This is a genomic window from Desulfomarina profundi (assembly GCF_019703855.1).
Classification (GTDB): Bacteria; Desulfobacterota; Desulfobulbia; order Desulfobulbales; family Desulfocapsaceae; genus Desulfomarina; species Desulfomarina profundi.
This window is the reverse complement of record NZ_AP024086.1, coordinates 3447957-3468409: the sequence shown is the minus strand read 5'-3', so window position 1 is coordinate 3468409 and position 20453 is coordinate 3447957. Positions and strand designations below refer to the sequence as shown.

The following is a 20453-nucleotide window of genomic DNA, read 5'->3' as shown; positions in this document are numbered from 1 at the left end:
TTACCGGCAATGGCTAATCCCTGGCAATTGTTTTGAGTTGTTTTTCCAGCAGGGTGTAGTTCTCGGTCAGGTTGTGGTGGGAGCGGATATAAGCTTCCGCTTCCCTGGCCAGTCTGTTTCTTAATTCCGGGTTTTTGAGCAGTTTTTCCATGTTTGCGGTGAATTCCGATTTTTCGGCGGCTGGTGACAGAAGACCCGTCTGGTTGTGGATGACTGCTTCTCCTCCTCCCCAGTCGGCCAGTGCGATAACGGGGAGGCGGCAGGATTGGGCTTCCAGGTAGACCATGCCGAGGGATTCATTTATACCGGGAAAGGCAAAAATATCGGCTCCACTGTAATAACGGTACATTTCATTTCTCTCGACTTTGCCGGTGAACCAGGCCTTGCCAGGGAGTGATTCTCCAGCTTTCTGCTCCAGTTCCCGGCGACAGCTCCCGTCCCCCACTATCCAGAGGACAATTTCGGGATTTTCAGTCAGGAGCTCAGCACAGGAAAGGATAACCTGTGATATCCCTTCAGTTTTTACACCGGGACGAAACATGGCTGCCGTGAGAATGACGGTTTTGTCCCGGCAATTCAATTGTGTCCGCAGCTCGTTTCTTGATTTTTCACAATAGGTGAATTTTTCAGGGTGGATTCCCGGTGCAATATAGGAAAGTCGTTCTTCAGGCAGGAGGCGGCGCAGGTTTTTCAGGTCTTTTTTCTTGTTGGTGAAAATATGATCAGCAGCAAGGAGGATCTTTCTGTTCAGAATGAATCCGGGCAGGGTTTTCAGTTTTTTTCTTCTCTTGGTTGAATAGATACCCTGGAAAATCACATAGGGGATATTGAGTTTTCTGCTGCAGTGGTAGCCGAGAAGATCAGGAGCTTTGTAGTAAGAGTGATAACTGAACCAGATATCGGGAGGGTAGACGCTGTATTTTCGGAGAATGCGTCGTTTTTCCAGCAGGAAGCGCAGCCAGAGGGAGGGATGATAATAAATCCAGCGACAGCGCAGTCGACTGGCAGGGGAAATCCTGTTGTTTTGAGCAAGATGGTTGAAGAGTTCTGTTCCGGTTACCAGATCTCCGGAAGGGTTTTGGTGCCCCATCGGTTTAAAGGGCATGTAATAGGCAATATTCATCGATTCAAAGTGGTATCCGATTTTGAAAGGTACACGGAAAAGTGATCAGGAACTCTTTGCAATATGCAAGAAAACCAAATAAGCTGCTTTTTTTCAATGTTTCTGGATGATTTCTTTCCCGAACCCATGAGCCTGATTGTTGAAAGGAGAAGATGTGAAGGAGTTTTGCCTGGATATACTTATTTACGCCCATGACGGAAGGGGGCTGGGTCATGCCAGTCGCAGTATCGGCATAGGTATGGCTGTCCGCAGGCTTTACCCACAGCTGAAAGTGCTGTTTGTAACCGGTTGCAGGCAGAGCGGGGAACTGATTGGTCAGGTTCCTCTGGATTGGTTGAAACTGCCCGCCTATGAAACGGTTGTGGTTGACGGAAAATCAAAGGGCTGCATGGGAAAGTCCATGTTCAGCGACAGGGAGCTTGGAAAGCTGCGCGCTGCTGAACTGGAGCATCTGATTAAATTGTATCGGCCAAGGCTTGTACTGGTGGATCATACTCCACAGGGAAAGCACAGGGAACTTGTTCCGGCACTGGCAGTCAGTCGGGAAATCGGAACCCGCTGGGTTCTCGGAATTCGCGGGGTTATAGGTGCCGTTTCCCAGGTTGGTTCCGATCTGGCCGGAGACCTCTTCAGGCAGTACTTCCACGGGTTACTCTGGTATGGAGACAAAATTATTCTAGGTGATTCACACCTGAAAGCTCTGGAAAAGCGGTTCGGAGAGGTTCCACGGGAGTGTGGATATGTTTCAAGGCTGGCCGAGCTTGCCGCATGGCAGGGGGAGTTTTTGCAGTGCAGGGAAAAATTGGCCGGAACGGTTTCCGTACCCTGGCTTGGTGAGCATTCCATGAATTTTCTTGAACAACTTGCCCGTGCCCTGGCAGTTGTTCCGCAAAATTACGGAAAATGGAAACTGTTTATAGATACCGGCACATCGGTATTGCGGCACAGGAAGATATGGAAAATGTTTGAAGGGATGGATCATTGCAGCCTGGAACTGCCGGGAGAACACTATCCCCAGGCCCTGCTTTCCTCTAAGATGTGTGTAATTTATGGTGGTTATAATAGTATTGCGGATGCATTGTACTGTGGTATCCCGGCGTTGGTCCTGGAAAGAAAGATGCAGGATCGGGAACAGCATCTGCACCTTGAACAGTTGAGGAAAAATGGATGCGACGCAATTCAGGCTATTGCAGAGACTGAATTGACACGGGAACTGCTTGTGTCCCATCTTCTTGCCGGTCTTTCTCAAAAAAATAACTCATCGTCTTCTGTGAACCTTAATGGGGGGGTAGAAGCTGCGGATATTCTGGCGGACATGGTACTGTAAATGGTCGGGGAAAATAGTATCTACCTTTTTATTACTCTGTTGCACCCAATAGCATAAACGGCTGAGCCATTATTAATGGCGTTGACTTCAGCACCATTATTTTGTATTTTTTCCCTGAATGTGGTACATGGTTTTGAAAAATCTATGCAGAGTTGTTGTTCTTGAGAGCTCGGGTGTGCCATGTAATTAAATTTTCAGTTAAAAAATTAATTGCTGAAGCTGAATTTTAATTATCACGCCGACACGTTTTGCCCGGTAGTATTTAATTGTTAGTAATACAGGCATTGTGCCTGTTACGTTTTTTATGTTTTAAAACGGTGAGCATCTGGATAACTGTTTCTCTAAAACAAGAGAACTGTTGTTGTAAAATATGTATATATTTCAAATAGTTTTCCTGTTATTGCTGTTTGTTGAGCGAAAAATTGCCGCAAATGGCAGGGGGTGGGCTGTTTTCCAGGGAGGAACCAGGTAAGAGTCAATTCAATTTAAGGAGGGAAGTATGCAGAAGATGCTAGTCAGGTTACTGCCTTTTCTGGTTGTAGCCGTTTTTGGGTTGAGCGGCTGCGTTCAGCCGGACAGCCAGTTCGGATCGGCGGCCAAGCCGGTCGCGGTTGCCAAGAAGGTTACCGGACCGGTTTTTAAAGGTCGAGTTGTAGGGAAATCGATGAAGGCGAAAACGATTTCCGTTCAGGTCGGCAAAGGGAAGAAGGCTCATGCCGTTCTGATCAAGTTTGATCAAAATACTGATGGAATAGAACATGCAAATAAAGGGCATGGAGTAATAGTTTCCTACGAAAAGCAGGGTAAGGATTTTTATGCAAAATCTATCCGGCCCAAGCTTGCGAAGATGCCGAAAGGTACTTCAATCATCCAGACGGCTGATCTAAAAAAGATGATTGATAACAAAGAAGATTTTGTTCTTATTGACTCCCGGCCCGCTGCCCGTTACAGCCAGTCTCATCTGCCGGGTGCTATTTCCATTCCGGTATGTGAAATGCAGGAACTGATGGGGCTTCTTCCTAAAGACCTTGATGCGGCCCTGGTTTTTTATTGTGGAGGACCTACCTGAGGTATGAGTCCAATGTCCGCCGGTCAGGCGGTCCAGGCAGGGTTTAAAAATATTCGAGTTTATCTTGATGGCGAGCCGGCATGGCGTAAAGCCGGATACCCGACATATGCCGGGTATGGTTTTATATGCCAGGGAAATAATGTCATAGTTGATTTACGCAGCGCTGAAAAAGATGCAGTTGCCCGTATCCCCCGTTCTGTGAGTATGCCGTTTGCGACATTTGCAGATGTCATGGATGAGATTCCGGTGAAGGCGCCTGTCGTCCTGTACAGTGACAAGGAAGATGAGATGCTGGCCGCCCTGAAAATGCTCAGGGAAAATGGCTATAAAAAGGTTTCTCTTGTTGAAGACGGGTACCGTGGGTGGAAACATCTGGGTGGTCGGCTCGTCAAGGGGCCTGTTGTCACGGAAGTCAACTGGAAAAGAAAGCTAGCTCCGGGTGAAGTGTCCATTGCAGAATTTGAAGCAGCCATGGAAGATCCCAGCAAGGCAATTATACTCGATGTTCGCACTATTGAAGAGGTGAAAGTCGGGAAACTGCCCATGTCACGACATATTCCGCTTGATCAGTTATGCAGCAGGATGGATGAATTCTTTGCAACGATTGACGGCATGTCCAAGGATCAGGATATTTACGTCCATTGCACGACAGGAGCGCGTGCGGAGATGGCGTACAAGGAATTGCAGAAGAATGGTTATAAAAACGCCAAATATCTTGTTGCGGAAGTTTCCTGTGAGCTGGATGACTGCGATATTGAGGAATAACTTATAAATATTGAGAAATTGCTTTTCCAATGTTAAAAGACCGCCGGCTGATGAGTCGGCGGTCTTTTTATCTGAACTGAGCCATTGGGTTTGGCCATGCCTGCTTGTTCAGGATTCAGGCTGGGCAGTACAGGCGAGTTGTTCAGCAATTTTTTTTTTTTCATCCGTCAGTCTGTTTTCAACATTGTCCCTGGCCTGGCTTGCAAGATACATCCCTTTTTCCGCTGCTGACCTGTAACATGCGTAGGCTCTGGCGTGGTTGACAGTAACGCCGATTCCATTTCTGTACATGTTCCCCATGGCATAAAGTCCGTTAATATTACCCTGTTCTGCCGATTTCCTGTACCAGTGCAGGGCCTGTTGCAGGTCTTTATTTACTCCTGTACCGAATTGATAACACCGTCCCAGGAGGTACTGGCTGTTAGCGTCACCGCGCCTGGCCGTTTTTTCGGTCCAGAAAAATGCCTTGTCAAAATCCTGCGGCACTCCCTTGCCCTTGGTATATAAAAAGGCAACCCATTTCTGGGCATCAAGTATCCCTTCGTTAGCTGCCTGCAGACAGGAGTCTTCTGCAACGAAATATCGTCCGTGCAGAAAATGGTCCCGGCAGGTTTCAAATGCGTTGGAAGCATGAGACATCGTGGGAACAGCCAGTAGAAAGACCGCCAGGAGTCGAAGCTTGATGTAGTTTGTCATAAGATTTTTACTGCCATGTTTTCATGGTTTGTCTTGTTTTCTTTGGTATGGGGATTATGTGGCTCTGAACTGTGAGGCCGGAACCTTGCCAAGGAAAATTTTTGTGCAGATCAGTACGTTTCTCGGGGTGTCTCCTGCCTGAATTCGGAGGAGTCCTTCTCTTATGAGTATCTTTTTCAGTAGTTCTCTTCCGTTTGATTCATTGTAGTAGATATCAGAGTCAAGGATGTCTTTGATGTTTTCGGGCTCCACTTTGTCAATAATGAGCTGTACCCCAGGTTAAGAAAAGGATCTTTGATGTTCGTCAACTCATTTTCAAGGGCGAGGAGCCCCTGTTTGCTTGCAACTTCAGTGAGTTTTTTCAGTTGCAGAACAAGCGGTACAAGTGATTCCTGATCTTCAAGACTGCAGGTTGCTTTTGTTGCCAGGGCGAGGTCGCGAATCATGGTGCTCCTTTCAATGTTTGTTTAAGTGATGTGGGTGGATAGAGAAATATTTGATCATATGGCTGCAAAATTCTCCAGAGAATTTTCCTTTTTTATCTGACATATTTGGCCTTGAGACGCTGGATCGAGAGCTAATAAATAACATATTTGTAATATAAATTTATATAAAATAAACAAAAATGTGATAAAAAGCATTTGCCAAGATCATCATAATGTTTGTGTAACTTATTGAATTATCCGTATTTAAAAATAATCACGCCATGTGGCTCGAGTTTTGTAAAAGTCTTTCCAGGCAAAAGATATTTTCTGAGAAATCTTACTGGAGAGAAGTTGTGAAAAAGAAAAAAAATTATGGAAGATACTGGGGGGGAGCTGTCTGTCTCCTGATAACAGGATTCGTTGTGCCTGCTTTCGCAAAAGAGCCAAAACTCGGTGAAACCGTTGTACAGCTGTCCTATTCTCTGGATACTTTTTATTTATTGATGTCCGGGGCGCTTGTCATGTGGATGGCGGCCGGATTTACCATGCTGGAATCTGGTCTTGTACGGGCCAAAAATACGGTGGAAATTCTGACCAAGAATGTGGCTCTGTATGCTATTGCCTGTGTGCTCTATATGCTTATCGGCTACAACATCATGTACGGGGACGGGGTAAACAGTCTTGTTCCCGGGATTGGTTTTCTGTTGGGTGGGGATAACAGCCTGGCGGATGTGCTGAATAGTGGGGGAAAAACCACCTATTCAAACATGTCTGATTTTTTCTTTCAGGTTGTTTTTGTTGCTACTGCCATGTCCATTGTTTCCGGTGCTGTTGCTGAACGTATGAAATTGTGGGTCTTTCTTCTGTTTGCCGTGGTGATGACGGGGGTTATTTATCCTGTTCAGGGGTATTGGAAATGGGGGGGCGGTTTTCTTGATGCTCTCGGCTTTCTTGATTTTGCAGGTTCCGGTGTTGTTCACCTCTGCGGCGCTTCTGCGGCCCTTTCCGGAGTCCTTTTCTTAGGGGCAAGAAGAGGGAAATATGTGAACGGGAGAATTAAGCCGATTCCAGGTTCCAATCTTCCCATGGCAACTTTGGGGACATTTATCCTCTGGTTCGGCTGGTTTGGTTTTAATGGTGGCTCCGAGCTGAAAGTGAGTACGGTTGAAGCTGCCAATCATGTCGCCCTTGTCTTTGTCAACACCAATATGGCGGCAGCCGGCGGACTGATCAGTGCTCTTCTTCTTGCCCGGTTCTGGTTTGGGAAGGCGGACTTGACTATGGCACTCAATGGCGCGCTTGCAGGTCTCGTTGCCATAACTGCGGAACCACTTGCTCCAGGTCCGTTTTCAGCCACAATGGTGGGCTGTATCGGAGGCCTGATTGTGGTGGGGGCAATTATTTTTCTTGATAAGCTAAAACTTGATGATCCGGTTGGAGCTATTTCCGTCCATGGAGTTGTTGGTATTTGGGGATTGCTGGCAGCGGCGTTTACAAACCATGAGGGGTCGTTGATTGCACAGTTAACTGGAATCGCAGTAATTTTCTGTTGGTCTTTTGTTACTAGTTCCATTGTCTGGTTGGCAATCAAAGCGACAACAGGTATTCGGGTTGATGAGGAAGAAGAGCTCGAAGGAGTTGATGTGGTGGAATGTGGCCTGGCTGCTTATCCTGAGTTCACAAAAGATTGATTAAGGAGAAGTGATGAAGAAGATTGAAGCGATAATTAAACCGTTTAAGCTTGAAGCAGTCAAAGAGGCACTGACGGAAATTTCGATTACTGGAATGACTGTATCGGAAGTGAAAGGGTATGGCCGTCAGAAAGGTCATAAGGAGATGTACCGTGGTGCAGAATACAATGTGGATTTTAATCCAAAAATCAAAATTGAGCTGGTGGTGACCGCCGATATGGCCCCCACGGCAGTTGATGCCATACGGTCTGCAGCAAGCAGTGATACGATCGGTGACGGGAAAATATTTGTTTTCGATGTCGAGGACGTCATACGGGTAAGAACAGGTGAGCATGGCAGTGACGCCATTTGAGTTATAATCACAAGGTTGTAAATCCCGATGAGCAATGCGGGTTTTAGTGGTGATGGGTAAAATTTGCACTTTTGATCAGAGATCTGCCCAATCTTGCATTTTTTGGGAACTCATTTTGAGGGGGTGATCTTTCTAACATATTGAAAATATGAGGAATATATATCAGGCACGTTGCTTGCCATAAAAGCAGCTAAAAGGAATCAACCTTTTTGTACTCTTTTGACAAAGGAAATTCTATCATGGCTGCCATCAGGCTGAATAACTGCTCCAGATACATTTCGTTTTTTATTTTTCTGTTCGTTGTGTTGACCTTTTTACCCCGGAACACAGCAGCAATGTCTGAAATCACTGTTCATCCTATTGAGCCCCTGGATGGCATGACTGCTTCCAGGGCTTTTGGCATCAATGAAAACGGTAAAATATGTGCGGTCAGTTTCTCCGGACAGGAAAAAGAAGTCGCCATGACCTGGGAACTTCCCGGTGTCAGGGTGATACTTCCTGCTCCAGCAGAAGGAGGTAATACCAGTGTCTGGGGAATAAATGACTTCGGTCAGGTTTCAGGCTTTTTCAGAACGGACAAGGGAGGAAAATATATTGTTCGCTGGCCCGATGCAGTAACTGTGGAAAAAAGCAGCTTGATGACAGAAGGGGAGAGCCGGGCGTATGACATTGCAAATGACGGCACGGTTGTCGGTGTAATGACCCTGCCTGAAAACGAAAATACGCCGTCCCGGTTCTATCACGGGATCCTTTTTGACGGAAAGCAGGTACGTGATCTCGGTACACTGAATTTACGGGGACCTCTATACCGGCAGGGCTATTCCATTGCCCATGGAATTAATAACAGGGGGGAAGTCGTCGGAATTGCTGCGGACGCCTCTCAGAGGTTCAGGCCGTTTATATATGACCGTCACAGGGGGCTGCGGCAACTTCCGGTCGATTCTGATTTTGTGGAAGGGCAATGGTATGCGGCGGTAATTAATGATCATCATCTGGTCGGGGGTCCGTCAGCATCGAAGAGGGGAAGAGTCTTCCCTATTACTGGGATGATGTTTCCGCTCCACCCGTTCGTATCCCCATGCCGGTACAATTTCCCTACGGAGAAATATACGGTATCAACAACCTGGGGCAGATGGTGGGCGTTATGTGGTCCATGGGGGATACCCCTGTGGAACACGCCTTTGTTTTTGACAGACTCTCCGGGGTCAGGGATCTCAACGATGTTCTACAGCCTTCTTCCAGCTGGGTTCTCACCTTCGCACGAGACATTAACGATCATGGTCAGATTGCCGGGACCGGACAACTGCATGGGCGTACCCGCGGATTCATGCTTGATGAGTTGAATATGGGTCTGGGTGGCGATATTAATCGTGATGGTGATGTCAATCTTGAGGATGTAGTTCTCTCCCTTCTGGTGTTTTCCGGTAAGGCATCTTCTTCTGATGATATGGAGACCAGCAATCGATAGAATCTGCATGTTTGTCTTTATAGATTGTTTTCCTCATTATGTGAAAAACTCGGTCTGAAAACGAAGGGATACTTCCTTTCCGACTGAGTTTTACAGGTAATACCTAAATCCTGCACTTCGGGAACAAAGAAAAAATATTTATAATGTATAAACAGATAGTTATAATATTACAGTAGGGGCTGTACTACTCACTATCAGAGTGAGATTGTTTTTTCTTTATTCCCTTGCCCTGGGGGATTGGCAATTTTATCGAATCTGCTTCGTTATCAAGTGCTTGAAGTATGTTAATACGTCTGCGCCCTTGATGCCTCGCATCTCCGAAAAACTTGCCAATTGCAGGATTTAGGTAATAAGAAACTGATGATCTCGTAAAAAGTCGTTCAACGTTCTCAGATGGACTCTGGAAAAACTTCGATATACAAGGCGTGGCGGTGTCGTGTAAGCGCAGGCGTACATAGAGTACGTCGAGCATTACACGATCACCCCACAACGCAGTAGATCGGAGTTTTTACGAGTCCATCAGAAACTGTTTTGTTGACATGTCTCCATAAGTAATATATTACATCCAATATGTTAATTATAGAAGTTCATAAGACCCATTCTGTTCAGGAAAGTGACTATGCCCATACCAGGAAAGACAAAACCACTGAGTCGCTCCATCATGAGAGAAGAGGTCTACAATACGCTTCTCTCGTGGATCATGGAAGGGGAGCTCAGGCCGGGGAGAAACTCCTTGATAAGGAATTGGCTGAACATATGGGGGTCAGTCGTACTCCGGTACGCGAGGCCTTGCGACGCCTTGAAGATAAGGAATTGGTTGAATCTTCGGCCAATCGGTGGACAAGGGTTTCCGAAGTTTCAATAAAGGAACCGGAAAGAATCTATCCTATTATCTGGACCCTGGAAGAGCTGGCCGTATCCCTTGCCGTATTTCATTTGACTCAAGATGATTTCAAAAAAATGGAGATGGCGAATACGGCCCTTGGGAAAGCTCTTGATACAGAAGATCCAGTCAAGGCGTCTCTTGCGGATATTCAGTTCCATGATGTGTTTATTGAGCGGTCGGATAATCACCATCTTGTTACAATTCTCCGGGATCTGAAAATAAAATATCGCAGGGTGGAGGTGACCTATTTTGAGGGATATGCCAGTGCAAAATATTCACTGGAGGAACATTTCAGTATTCTTGATGCCCTGCGATCTGGGGACGTCCAGGAAGCACAGGCACAAATACGATCCAACTGGCAGAACAGTCTGAAGCGATTGAAAGATATTGAATCAAGGACAATTTTGCCCTCCCTGGGGGCAGAAGGAACGGGGCAGAAACAATGAGTATTGATTTTAAGCGTGTGATGGAAAAAGCGGAAGAATACCGTCCGCAGATAGCCGCTTTTTTAAGAGACATGGTGGCTATTCCCAGCGAGAGCTGTCAGGAAGAAGAGATTATTCAGAGAATCAGGGGGGAAATGGAACATGTCGGTTTTGACCGGGTGGAAATTGACCCCATGGGTAATATTCTCGGTTATATCGGTACGGGAAAACACCTGATTGCCATGGACGCCCATGTCGATACGGTTGGTGTGGGCAACCGGGAAAACTGGGATCATGATCCTTATACCGGATTTGAAGATGGTGAGATTATTTCAGGTCGGGGAACCAGTGACCAGGAAGGGGGGATGGCTTCCATGGTCTATGGTGCAAAAATAATAAAGGAGCTGGGCCTTTCCGGTGATTATACCCTGCTCGTCACAGGTACTGTTCAGGAGGAGGACTGCGACGGTCTCTGCTGGCAGTACATCATAGAAGAGAGCGGAATTCGCCCTGAGTTTGTGGTTTCCACCGAACCCACTTCCTTGGGTATTTACAGGGGTCAGAGGGGACGGATGGAAATTCTGGTTGCAGTGGATGGAGTCAGTTCTCACGGCTCTGCTCCGGAAAGGGGTGACAACGCTATTTTCAAGATGGCACCGATTCTCATGGAACTGCAGGAACTGCACACTCGATTGAAGGACGATCCTTTTCTTGGGAAAGGATCACTGACCGTCTCGGAAATATTTTATACTTCACCTTCCCGGTGTGCTGTAGCTGATGGTTGTTCCATTTCAGTAGACCGAAGGCTTACCCGTGGTGAGACCTGGGAAGATGCCCTGGAGGAAATCAGACAACTGCCAGCGGTGAAAAAAGCAGGGGCAGGGTCTCCATGTACAATTACGACCGTCCCTCATACAGGGGACTGGTCTATCCGACCCAGTGCTATTTCCCCAGTTGGGTCCTGGAAGAGGAACATACAGTCTGCAGAACCCTGGTGGAGTCTTTTAGATCCCTGTTTAAGGAAAAGCCAGTAGTGGATAAGTGGACATTTTCCACCAATGGGGTTTCCATCATGGGGCGTTATGGTATCCCCTGTATTGGCTTCGGCCCGGGACATGAGGATCAGGCCCATGCCCCCAATGAAGTGACCTGGAAGGATGAACTGGTGAAGGCAGCCGCTATGTATGCAGTAATACCTGCTCTTTATGCCCGTAACTTTAGGGATAAATGAAAATTTTCATGGTCAGTCGAAAAAAATATGAAACGACGTATGGTCCTGGCCGTTGGCGGTAATGGTCTGATCAAGAATGGTGAGCACCGGGAGATTGATGACCAGCTGGCGGCAGTTCAGGAAATAGCAGGTTTCATAGCCGACATCATGCAACTCGGCTTTGCTGTCACTGTTACCCATGGTAATGGACCCCAGGTTGGTTATATCTTCAGGCGCTCCGAGCTTGCCTTTGAGGCCGGGGAACTCCATTTTGTTCCCTTGAAAAACTGTGTTGCCGACACCCAGGGGGCTATTGGTTATCAGCTGCAGGAATCACTGCACAATACTTTTCACCAGCGGGGCATGGTGGAACAACCGGTGGCCATGGTTACCATGGTTGAAGTAGATGGCAACGACCCGTCATTTCAAAATCCCACCAAGCCCATCGGGGTTTTTTATCCGAAACAGAAGGTGGATTCCCTTCTGAGGAAACATTCTGACTGGCATATTGTATATCAGAAAGGCAGGGGATACCGGCGGGTGGTTCCTTCTCCCAGGCCCATCAGAATTGTGGAAATGGAAGCTCTCAAGACCATGATGGATAGTGGATTTGTGGTTATTGCGGCAGGGGGTGGCGGTATTCCAGTGGATCGGGACGGAGATGGTAACCTTGTGGGAGTTAACTGCGTGGTGGATAAGGATCTGACAGCGGCCCTTATGGCGATTGAGCTCAAAGCTGATCTGCTCGTTATTTCCACACAGGTTGAGAGTGTTTATCTGGATTTTGACAGCCCTCAACGCAAGGCGTTGCAACGATTGACGGTTGCCGAGGCTTATGGGCGGATTGGTCAGGGACATTTCGGTCCGGGTACCATGTTGCCAAAAATAGAAGCAGCACTCAAATTTATCAGCCATGGGGGAAAGGAAGTAATTATTACCAGTCCGGAAAACCTGGTGGCCGCAGTCCAGGGAAAAAAAGGGACCAGAATTGTTCCCTGACAGGTTGTGTTCCTGTTGTCATTCAGCCGGATGAAAATATCGTAATCCGGTGGGTAAAATTCAAAGCACAGAGGTAGTCGATGGCAGAAAAGAAACGAACCCTCCTTGATAGAGCGGCTCATCGGTTGAACTGGGTGGTTGAACGAATTTGCGCTCTTCTGGTGGCGGGTATGGTTCTGGTGATCTGGTTCGGGGTTGTTGAGAGGTATTTTCTGCATATGGGATATACCTGGACCGAAGAACTCTCCAGATATATTATGATCTGGGCCGCACTCCTGGCTGTTTCATGCGGTGCTTTTTACCGGGAACATATCGGCCTTGACATTGTCAGTCGTTTTCTGCCTCCGGCCGGGGTTCGAGGGTTGAAAATTTCTCTTGATCTGGTCAGCTTTTCCTTCTTTCTCTTTCTCACCTGGTACGGTATCGGCATGGCCAGAGACGGGCTGGGGCAATACGCCACCATTTTTAATATAACCATGGTAGTTCCCTTTGCTGCGGTACCTGTATCTGCTGCCCTGACCGCGTTTCAGATTTTTGCAGCCATGTTCCGCCGCACTGAACCATCCATTCCGGGTATTGTTCAGACTCAATAGGAGGATGTCATGATTACAGTTCTGCTGATCTTCTTTTTCTTTATTCTCATCGGTCTTCCCATCGGGGTGACCCTCGGGTTGCAGGAATAGCTGGTCTGGTCCAGATCGGGGGGATAATTTTCTCATGATGGCCCCCAAACGCTATTTTGAAGGTCTGGATCTGTTCACTTTCATGGCCATGCCCTTCTTTATTCTGGCGGGAGAGATCATGAACCGCTCGGGTATTACAGAAAAGCTGGCTGATTTTGCCAATGCCCTCGTGGGATATCTGCGGGGAGGGCTTGCCCATTCCAATATGATAGCTTCGGTTCTTTTTGCCGGTATGACCGGTGCCGCGGTAGCTGATACTGCGGCGTTCGGGAATACTCTTGTGCCGGCCATGGTTAAACAGGGATATACACGCCCGTTTTCGTGCGCAGTAACCGTTGCCGGCTCGATTATCGGTCCCACGATTCCACCATCAAACCTTATGGTAATCTACGGCTCGCTCATGGGGGTTTCCATTGCCGGTCTTTTTGCAGCCGGTATTGTGCCGGGTCTGCTCATCTGTGCCCTGTGCATGTGCGTGATTGCCCTGTTAGGCAGGCGGCTCAACCTGCCAAAGAGTAAAGAACGGTTCAGTTTACTGAGGATTTTCTGGGCATTTAAATCCAGTTTTCTGGCCATTCTCATGCCGGGAATTATTCTGGGAGGCATTCTTTTCGGTATTGTGACTCCCACTGAGGCTGCTGCGATTGCGGTTTTTTACGCACTGTTCATTGGTGTCGTGATTTATCGTGCTTTAACTTTCAATGATATCGTGGAAATGCTTATCCGCACGGCGAGAATTACCGGGATTGTTTTTCTCATAATAGCAAGTGCCTCTATTTTGAGCTGGTGGATGACCTTCATGCAGATCCCCCAGAAAATTGCCGCATTCTTCCTGTTTCTTTCCAGCAACCCGAATGTCATTATTACGCTGATACTCTGCCTCCTGCTGGTAGTGGGCATGTTCATGGATATCAATGCCGCCCTGATCATACTGGCTCCAGTACTGGGACCGTTGACCAAAACCATCGGCATGGATCCGGTGCATGCCGGTATAATGATCGTCCTGGCATTGAATATTTCACTGATGACTCCACCGGTGGGAGCCTGTCTGTTTGTCATGTCATCGGTTACCGGAGAGCGTATCGAGAAAATCAGCATGTCCCTGATTCCGTTTCTGGTGGTGGAAATCGCCATACTTTTTCTTGTTGCATTCTGGGATGAGATGACCCTGTTCATCCCAAGATTGCTTATGTAGCTTGGCCCAAAACAATTCATGATTCGGGGGAGAGGTCAGCATTGCCGACCGGTCATTGAATGAGACCACAAAAGGCAACATGGTTGCCAAAATAGAGGAGGTTAAGATGAGAGCTGTTAAAGTATTATCCGTTATTTTCATGGCAGTCCTGTTTTCAATCGTGACAGTTGCGGGTTCAGCCCTGGCGGCTAAAACCATCAAACTGCACCATCTCAACAAGGATGATCCGTTTGACAACCCCACCGGTGCCATGGCCACCGTGTTCAAAAGCCTTGTGGAAGCAGGAACTAATGGATCTGTGTTGGTAAAAACCTTTCCAAGCGGTCAGTTGGGCAAGGATAAGGATGCCCTGCAGCAGGTCAAGGCCGGTGTTATTGAGTCGGGTATTCACTCAGTGGGCGGCTTTGCCTCTGTCTATCCCCTGATCGGTATCCTGGATATTCCTTTTGCATTTCCCAATATCAGCAAAACCTATGAAGTGTTTGATGGTCCATTTGGCAAAAAACTGGCAGCAGACATTGAGAAGAGAACCGGCCTGCATGTCCTGGGCTTTGGTGATTCCGGCGGTTTTTTTCAACTGACCAACTCGAAGCACCCCATTCATTCTCCAGCCGATATGGCCGGTCTGAAAATAAGGACCATGGGGCTTGATACCCATAAGGCGATAATTACAGCCATGGGTGGGCAGCCGGCAGCCATTTCCTGGTCGGAAGTTTATACTGCCCTGCAGACCGGTGTAGCGGATGGTCAGATGAATCCCATTCCAATCATCGCCTTTGCCAAATTTCAGGAAGTTCAGAAATACCTGACCCTCAGCGGACATCTTTTTGCACCATATGTCTGGACCATGAACAGTAAGTTCTGGAACAGCCTGACGGACAATGAAAAAGAAGTGGTCAGTTATGCGGCAAAATCGGCGATTGTGGCAGGACGGGGTATGGGACGTGTTATTGAGGCTTCAGACAGGGGTCTGAAAGAGCTTTCAAAGACAATGGAGGTCAACACTCTAACCGCTGCAGAAAAAGAGACCTTTAAAAAGGCTGCTGTGCCCGCAGTCAAGAAACTGATCGTTGAAAAATTTGGTGCTGATGGTGAGGAACTGCTGAATGCGTTTCTGAAAGCTGTTCAATAGATCGTCCATACTGAATCTATACCCATGGTCTGCTCTGCCGGGTTTTATTCGGTGGAGCAGGTTTATTTTCACCTAAATCCTGCAATTGGCAAGTTAACCCGCATTTTTCATCAGTTCAGGCGGCGTCAGCAACAAAATTTTCAAGAGTAAATAATGATGATCTCGTAAAAAGTCGTTCAACGTTCTCAGATGGACTCTGGAAAAACTTCGATATACAAGGCGTGGCGGTGTCGTGTAAGCGCAGGCGTACATAGAGTACGTCGAGCATTACACGATCACCCCACAACGCAGTAGATCGGAGTTTTTACGAGTCCATCTCATGAGAAATGCGGGTTAATCGGTACGGGCGGACCTGATTATTTTCGGAGAAGAAAAGCATGGAGTTCAATTATCGCTGCAGCGTCTGTAATGCGACGTATGATATTGTACCGGAGATAATGGTCTGTCCGGACTGTTCTGCTCAACAGCGGAAGGATCAGCCATTAAATGGTATCCTTGAGGTGGAGTTGCATGGGAGTATTGAACCTGGTTTTAAAATTTCTGATCTGCTTTGTGTGGAATCCCAATATTTTCCAGCCATACCCGTAGGGAATACTCCACTGTGGAAACCTGTAAATATACGCAAAAGAACGGGATTCAGGAATCTGTTTATAAAAGATGACAGTTCAAATCCCACCTCTTCCTTCAAGGACAGGGCTTCCTTTCTGGTTTCCGCTTCTGCCTGTAAATTCGGTATTCACGATATCACCCTGGCCTCGACAGGCAATGCTGGTTCATCCATGGCCGGTGTGGGAGCTGCCGCGGGGCAAAACGTAACTCTGTTTCTGCCGGAAGCGGCGCCCGCAGCCAAACTGGTGCAGGCTCTGCAATACGGTGCAAAGGTATACCGGGTCAGTGGTAATTACGATTTGGCCTATGAAATGTCTCTGGAATTTTCAAGGATAAAAGGTGGTATTAACCGGAATACTGCCTATAATCCACTTACCATTGAAGGAAAAAAAACAGTTTCCCTGGAACTGTTCAAACAGTTGGGAAAAGCTCCTGACGTCCTCTTTGTGTCAGTTGGAGATGGGTGTATTCTGGCGGGTGTTTACAAAGGGTTTCGTGACCTGCGGAAGATGGGGTTGATTTCTTCAATTCCCAAAATTATCGGTGTACAGGCCAGGACCTCCGATGCCCTCAGCAGAGCTTTTCATACCGGAATATTTGAAAATCGGCCCACATCAACGGTTGCGGATTCCATCTGCGTTGATGTTCCCCGTAATGGAATTCATGCACTTGATCTTCTTAACCGGTTTGATGGAGAGATGATGACAGTTTCAGATCAGGAAATCCTCTCGGCCCAGGCAGCTCTCGCCGGTTCCACCGGCCTTTTTACTGAACCTGCAGGTGCTGCATCCTATGCCGGGTTTCTGCAACGCGCACATGGATTGGACCCGGATAAAACAGTTGTTATTCTGACAACCGGAAACGGATTGAAAGACAGTGTATCTGCCGCTTTGGCCGTTGAAGTTCCTGAAAAAACCATACATTCAGTTGAAGAGATACTTTAACAAAGGATTATCCCGTGATTGACTTAACCGTTCATGAAAAGATTCTCGAAAAGAATATCACCTATTGCCGGGAAAAGGGAATCACCCTGCCCACGTTTGCAATGATGAAAAACCCGGAGCTGGTTCCTGATAACATACGGGAAAAATTAAAGGAAACAGAATTGTGGGCTGTTCATCCCTCCAATCTTTACAGGATTACCTGGAAAAATGAACCACGGGATTCCGGTGGTCTTTTCGGGGGTGTCAATCATTTTGTTCTTCCCCCTGAATTGACAGGGTGCAGGGCTACAATCATCATGCTGGCCGGGCGGTGGTTTCCCACCGGTGCTCATAAGGTCGGTGCTACCTATGGCTGTCTGGCTCCGGCCCTTGTGACTGGACAGTTTGATCCCCGGAAAACAAAGGCGGTCTGGCCGTCAACCGGGAATTATTGTCGGGGAGGGGCATATATTTCTGCGCTTCTTGCCTGCAATGCTGTAGCAATCCTTCCGGAAGAGATGTCCAGGGAGAGGTTTGAATGGCTCAAGAGTATTGCTGGTGAGATTATCGCCACACCGGGTTGTGAGTCCAACGTCAAAGAGATATTTGATAAATGCTGGGAGCTGAGGAAGAGTGGGGAAGACCTACGGATTTTCAATCAGTTTGATGAGATGGGAAATCCCCTGTGGCATTATGTCGTCACGGGAAGCAGTATTGAAGAAATTATTGAGCCTTACATTTCGGCGGGAAAACACTTTGCCGGTTATGTTTCGTCATCAGGTTCCGGGGGAACCCTGGGGGCCGGATATTATCTTAAACAGAAATTTCCCCGTTCAAAAATAGTTGCCGCGGAGGCGCTTCAGTGTCCGACTCTGCTCTACAATGGTTTCGGTGCCCACAGGATCGAAGGGATCGGAGACAAGCATGTTCCCTGGGTCCATGATTGCCGCGAAACTGATTTCGTCATTGGAGTTGATGATGAAGTTCCCATGCGGTTGTTGCGCCTCTTCAATGAACCTGAAGGGAGAGTCGCATTGATTGCAGCCGGTGTCCAGGAATCCCTTGCGGAGAATCTTGACCTCCTTGGTATTTCCGGTATCGGCAATATGGTAGCCGCCATAAAATTTGCCAAATACAATGAATTGACGGAAAAGGATATGGTTGTTTCCATCGCCACCGATTCAATGCAATTGTATGAATCGCGCCTGAAAGAACTTGAAAATGAGCGTGGTATTTATACGGATTTTCAGGCCCAGAAGGATCTTGAACTTATTTCCGCAATTACCATGGATCATACGGAAGAGCTTTCCTATTATGGAAGAAAAACACTGCATAATCTCAAGTATTATACATGGGTGGAACAACAGGGTCGAACTGTGGAGGAACTGAATGACCAATGGTACGACCATGATAATTACTGGTATTCCATGTTCAACCAGGTGGATGCCATTGATGAATTGATCACCGACTTTAACAGCAGGGTCGGCCTGCTGTAGAGGATGGCGTCGCCTGGACTGACCTTGGGTGAACATTGTGTAAATCTTGTTTAGTCACAGAGAGTTGGTTAATTATTTGTATTCTTGAGTTATTCTCAAAAGTCAGGAATGGGGGAAGGAAAATGGTGGATGGCATGCAGATGGAGATTAAAGAACTCGTTAAACAACTTGCAGAATTGGAATCTTCCAAAATGTATCTGGATGATTTTCTGCTCACATGGGATCGCAGTGATGATGAAATTGCTGCAGTTTTCAAGACCGCAGAAATTTTGCAGAATATGCGGCAGAATAATATATCCACAAGGGTTTTTGACAGTGGCCTGGCTGTGTCCCTTTTCCGTGACAATTCCACCAGAACCCGTTTTTCTTTCTCCAGTGCAGCCAATCTCCTGGGATTGACTGTGCAGGACCTGGACGAGGAAAAATCCCAGATCGCCCATGGAGAGACTGTCCGTGAAACCGCGAACATGGTTTCCTTTATGGCTGACGTCATCGGTATCCGTGATGATATGTATATAGGTAAAGGGAATACTTATATGAGAGAGGTCGCCGGGGCGGTAAGCCAGGGACACAGTGCGGCCATCCTGGAACAAAGGCCCACTCTGGTCAACCTCCAGTGCGATATTGATCATCCGACCCAATCCATGGCAGATGCTCTGCATCTGATCCGTTTTTTTGGCGGCAAGGAAAACCTCAAGGGAAAGAAAATAGCAATGACGTGGGCCTATTCCCCTTCCTACGGTAAGCCTCTTTCAGTTCCCCAGGGGATTATCGGCCTTATGACCAGATTTGGTATGGATGTTGTTCTGGCCCACCCTGAAGGCTACTCTGTTATGCCGGAAGTGGAGGATGTTGCACGGCGAAATGCAGAGGTCGGGGGCGGTCGTTTTACTAAGACCGATTCAATGGCCGAGGCGTTTGCTGGTGCGGATGTCGTTTACCCCAAGAGCTGGGCGCCGTTCAGTGCCATGGAAAAACGTACGGAGCTCTATGCCGACAATGATATGGAAGGTATCAGATCCCTGGAAAAAGAACTCCTCATGCGCAATGCAGAGTTTATGGAATGGGAATGTACCGAGAGCCTTATGGGCCTGACTAAGGGAAAAAATGGTCTCTATATGCACTGTCTGCCTGCTGATATTTCCGGTGTCAGCTGTGAACGTGGTGAAGTGTCAGCTTCTGTATTTGACCGCTATCGGGATCAATTATATATGGAAGCGAGTTTTAAGCCATATGTTATTGCGGCAATGATATTTTTAGCAAGATTCTCCAATCCGTCAGAAAAATTGTTACAACTTCTGGAGCGCGACAGCAAACGTGTTTTCTGATAAACGTCTGGGTCTATAAATTACAGTTGTATCTTCTGTTCATTCAATGTCAGGTCGAGGTCCATACGTGATCAGGCGGTAAAAATCGTAACAGGTCACAGAATGCCGGATCTTTCCGCCATCCGCCGACTAGTGTAAAACCAATACGCTGTGCAGGCTACTTGTGAGAATCTACGGTGCCCTGCAACCTGTCACAAATACGATGATTAATGTGGGTTAGTTGCTAATAATTATTATTCTTGACAAAAAGATCTCAAAGTAATAAATAAATTTGCATATGTGCAGAATGGAATATAAAATTGAGTGGTATTCAGTTTTTGTCCATTTGCCGGAATGGAATTTGAAAATATGTCCCTGTTGGGATATGGAGTTTGAGGTTCTGTCATGGTAAGGGAGTATCCAATAAAACTGTTCAGGTTTTATCGAGATGGGTTTCGCAGGATGACTGTGGGTAAAACCCTGTGGAAAATCATAATCATCAAACTGATAATTATGTTTGCCGTTTTAAAATTTTTTTTCTTTCCCAATTATCTCAATACTGCTTTTTCGACAGACCAACAAAGGGCCGACCATGTTATCGACCAACTGACACGGCCGGTAGCTAAATATTAACACCCCACAAGGGTGTATAAGTGCCTTGAAAATAAACCG

19 protein-coding genes and 2 pseudogenes are annotated in these 20453 nt (G+C 47.1%); 17 read left to right on the top strand and 4 right to left on the bottom strand.

Annotated elements, in window-relative coordinates; genetic code table 11:
* Positions 1-13: 13 nt before the first annotated feature.
* Entirely contained in the window at positions 14-1123 is a 1110-nt protein-coding gene (locus LO777_RS15945; protein WP_228854842.1) for a glycosyltransferase family 4 protein, read from the bottom strand.
* A gap of 154 nt (positions 1124-1277) precedes the next feature.
* Here LO777_RS15945 and LO777_RS15940 point away from each other — a divergent pair, with 154 nt between their 5' ends.
* The 3 genes from LO777_RS15940 to LO777_RS15930 all read left to right on the top strand — a co-directional run bounded on the left by LO777_RS15940 (position 1278) and on the right by LO777_RS15930 (position 4284).
* Positions 1278-2450, top strand: coding sequence for a hypothetical protein (locus tag LO777_RS15940; protein ID WP_228854841.1), 1173 nt, complete (start codon positions 1278-1280; stop codon positions 2448-2450).
* 499 nt (positions 2451-2949) lie between these two features.
* Entirely contained in the window at positions 2950-3519 is a 570-nt protein-coding gene (locus LO777_RS15935; protein ID WP_228854840.1) for a rhodanese-like domain-containing protein, read from the top strand.
* Positions 3520-3522: 3 nt separating this feature from the next.
* On the top strand, positions 3523-4284 hold the full coding sequence (locus LO777_RS15930; RefSeq protein ID WP_228854839.1) for a rhodanese-like domain-containing protein: 762 nt from the start codon (positions 3523-3525) through the stop codon (positions 4282-4284).
* Positions 4285-4392: 108 nt separating this feature from the next.
* On the opposite strand, the gene LO777_RS15925 is transcribed toward LO777_RS15930, so the two are convergent.
* Together LO777_RS15925 and LO777_RS15920 are read right to left on the bottom strand one after the other, a co-directional pair.
* Complete coding sequence (locus LO777_RS15925) at positions 4393-4980, bottom strand: tetratricopeptide repeat protein (RefSeq protein WP_228854838.1); 588 nt, start codon at positions 4978-4980, stop codon at positions 4393-4395.
* A 176-nt stretch (positions 4981-5156) separates the two neighbouring features.
* Entirely contained in the window at positions 5157-5426 is a 270-nt protein-coding gene (locus tag LO777_RS15920) for a MotA/TolQ/ExbB proton channel family protein (protein ID WP_228854837.1), read from the bottom strand.
* Between the two features lie 401 nt (positions 5427-5827).
* On the opposite strand from LO777_RS15920, the gene LO777_RS15915 reads away from it, so the two are divergent.
* Together LO777_RS15915 and LO777_RS15910 are read left to right on the top strand one after the other, a co-directional pair.
* On the top strand, positions 5828-7096 hold the full coding sequence (locus LO777_RS15915; protein ID WP_407929161.1) for an ammonium transporter: 1269 nt from the start codon (positions 5828-5830) through the stop codon (positions 7094-7096).
* Positions 7097-7109: 13 nt separating this feature from the next.
* A complete protein-coding gene (locus LO777_RS15910) occupies positions 7110-7448 on the top strand; it encodes a P-II family nitrogen regulator (RefSeq protein WP_228854835.1) in 339 nt (112 codons plus the stop codon).
* Positions 7449-7638: 190 nt separating this feature from the next.
* On the opposite strand, the gene LO777_RS15905 is transcribed toward LO777_RS15910, so the two are convergent.
* On the bottom strand, positions 7639-7797 hold the full coding sequence (locus LO777_RS15905) for a hypothetical protein (protein WP_228854834.1): 159 nt from the start codon (positions 7795-7797) through the stop codon (positions 7639-7641).
* On the opposite strand from LO777_RS15905, the gene LO777_RS15900 reads away from it, so the two are divergent.
* The 12 genes and pseudogenes from LO777_RS15900 to LO777_RS15845 all read left to right on the top strand — a co-directional run bounded on the left by LO777_RS15900 (position 7784) and on the right by LO777_RS15845 (position 20414).
* Complete coding sequence (locus LO777_RS15900) at positions 7784-8791, top strand: DUF3466 family protein (protein WP_228854833.1); 1008 nt, start codon at positions 7784-7786, stop codon at positions 8789-8791. The two genes, LO777_RS15905 and LO777_RS15900, sit on opposite strands and share 14 nt — an antisense overlap.
* Positions 8792-8793: 2 nt before the next feature.
* Positions 8794-8916 carry a hypothetical protein gene (locus LO777_RS20210; protein WP_268907462.1) on the top strand — a complete coding sequence of 41 codons (123 nt, stop codon included), beginning with the start codon at positions 8794-8796 and terminating at the stop codon, positions 8914-8916.
* Positions 8917-9486: 570 nt separating this feature from the next.
* Positions 9487-10248: a GntR family transcriptional regulator gene (locus tag LO777_RS15895; RefSeq protein ID WP_228854832.1), complete on the top strand. Its 762-nt coding sequence runs from the start codon at positions 9487-9489 to the stop codon at positions 10246-10248.
* Positions 10245-11458, top strand: a pseudogene (locus LO777_RS15890) (YgeY family selenium metabolism-linked hydrolase). Before LO777_RS15895 ends, LO777_RS15890 begins: the two are co-directional and overlap by 4 nt.
* A 27-nt stretch (positions 11459-11485) precedes the next feature.
* Positions 11486-12436 (top strand): carbamate kinase, encoded by a 951-nt coding sequence (locus tag LO777_RS15880; RefSeq protein ID WP_228854829.1) that lies wholly within the window; start codon positions 11486-11488, stop codon positions 12434-12436.
* 80 nt (positions 12437-12516) lie between these two features.
* Positions 12517-13029, top strand: coding sequence for a TRAP transporter small permease (locus LO777_RS15875; RefSeq protein WP_228854828.1), 513 nt, complete (start codon positions 12517-12519; stop codon positions 13027-13029).
* Between the two features lie 12 nt (positions 13030-13041).
* A pseudogene (locus LO777_RS15870) lies at positions 13042-14314 on the top strand (TRAP transporter large permease).
* 106 nt (positions 14315-14420) lie between these two features.
* Positions 14421-15446 (top strand): TRAP transporter substrate-binding protein, encoded by a 1026-nt coding sequence (locus LO777_RS15865; RefSeq protein ID WP_228854826.1) that lies wholly within the window; start codon positions 14421-14423, stop codon positions 15444-15446.
* A 377-nt stretch (positions 15447-15823) separates the two neighbouring features.
* Positions 15824-16999 (top strand): threonine synthase, encoded by a 1176-nt coding sequence (locus tag LO777_RS15860; protein WP_228854825.1) that lies wholly within the window; start codon positions 15824-15826, stop codon positions 16997-16999.
* Positions 17000-17013: 14 nt separating this feature from the next.
* Positions 17014-18474 carry a pyridoxal-phosphate dependent enzyme gene (locus LO777_RS15855; RefSeq protein WP_228854824.1) on the top strand — a complete coding sequence of 487 codons (1461 nt, stop codon included), beginning with the start codon at positions 17014-17016 and terminating at the stop codon, positions 18472-18474.
* A gap of 134 nt (positions 18475-18608) precedes the next feature.
* Positions 18609-19802, top strand: a complete 1194-nt coding sequence (ygeW, locus tag LO777_RS15850) for a knotted carbamoyltransferase YgeW (protein WP_407929160.1) — start codon at positions 18609-18611, stop codon at positions 19800-19802.
* A 384-nt stretch (positions 19803-20186) separates the two neighbouring features.
* Positions 20187-20414 carry a DUF4492 domain-containing protein gene (locus LO777_RS15845; protein ID WP_268907461.1) on the top strand — a complete coding sequence of 76 codons (228 nt, stop codon included), beginning with the start codon at positions 20187-20189 and terminating at the stop codon, positions 20412-20414.
* The last annotated feature ends 39 nt before the right edge of the window (positions 20415-20453 follow it).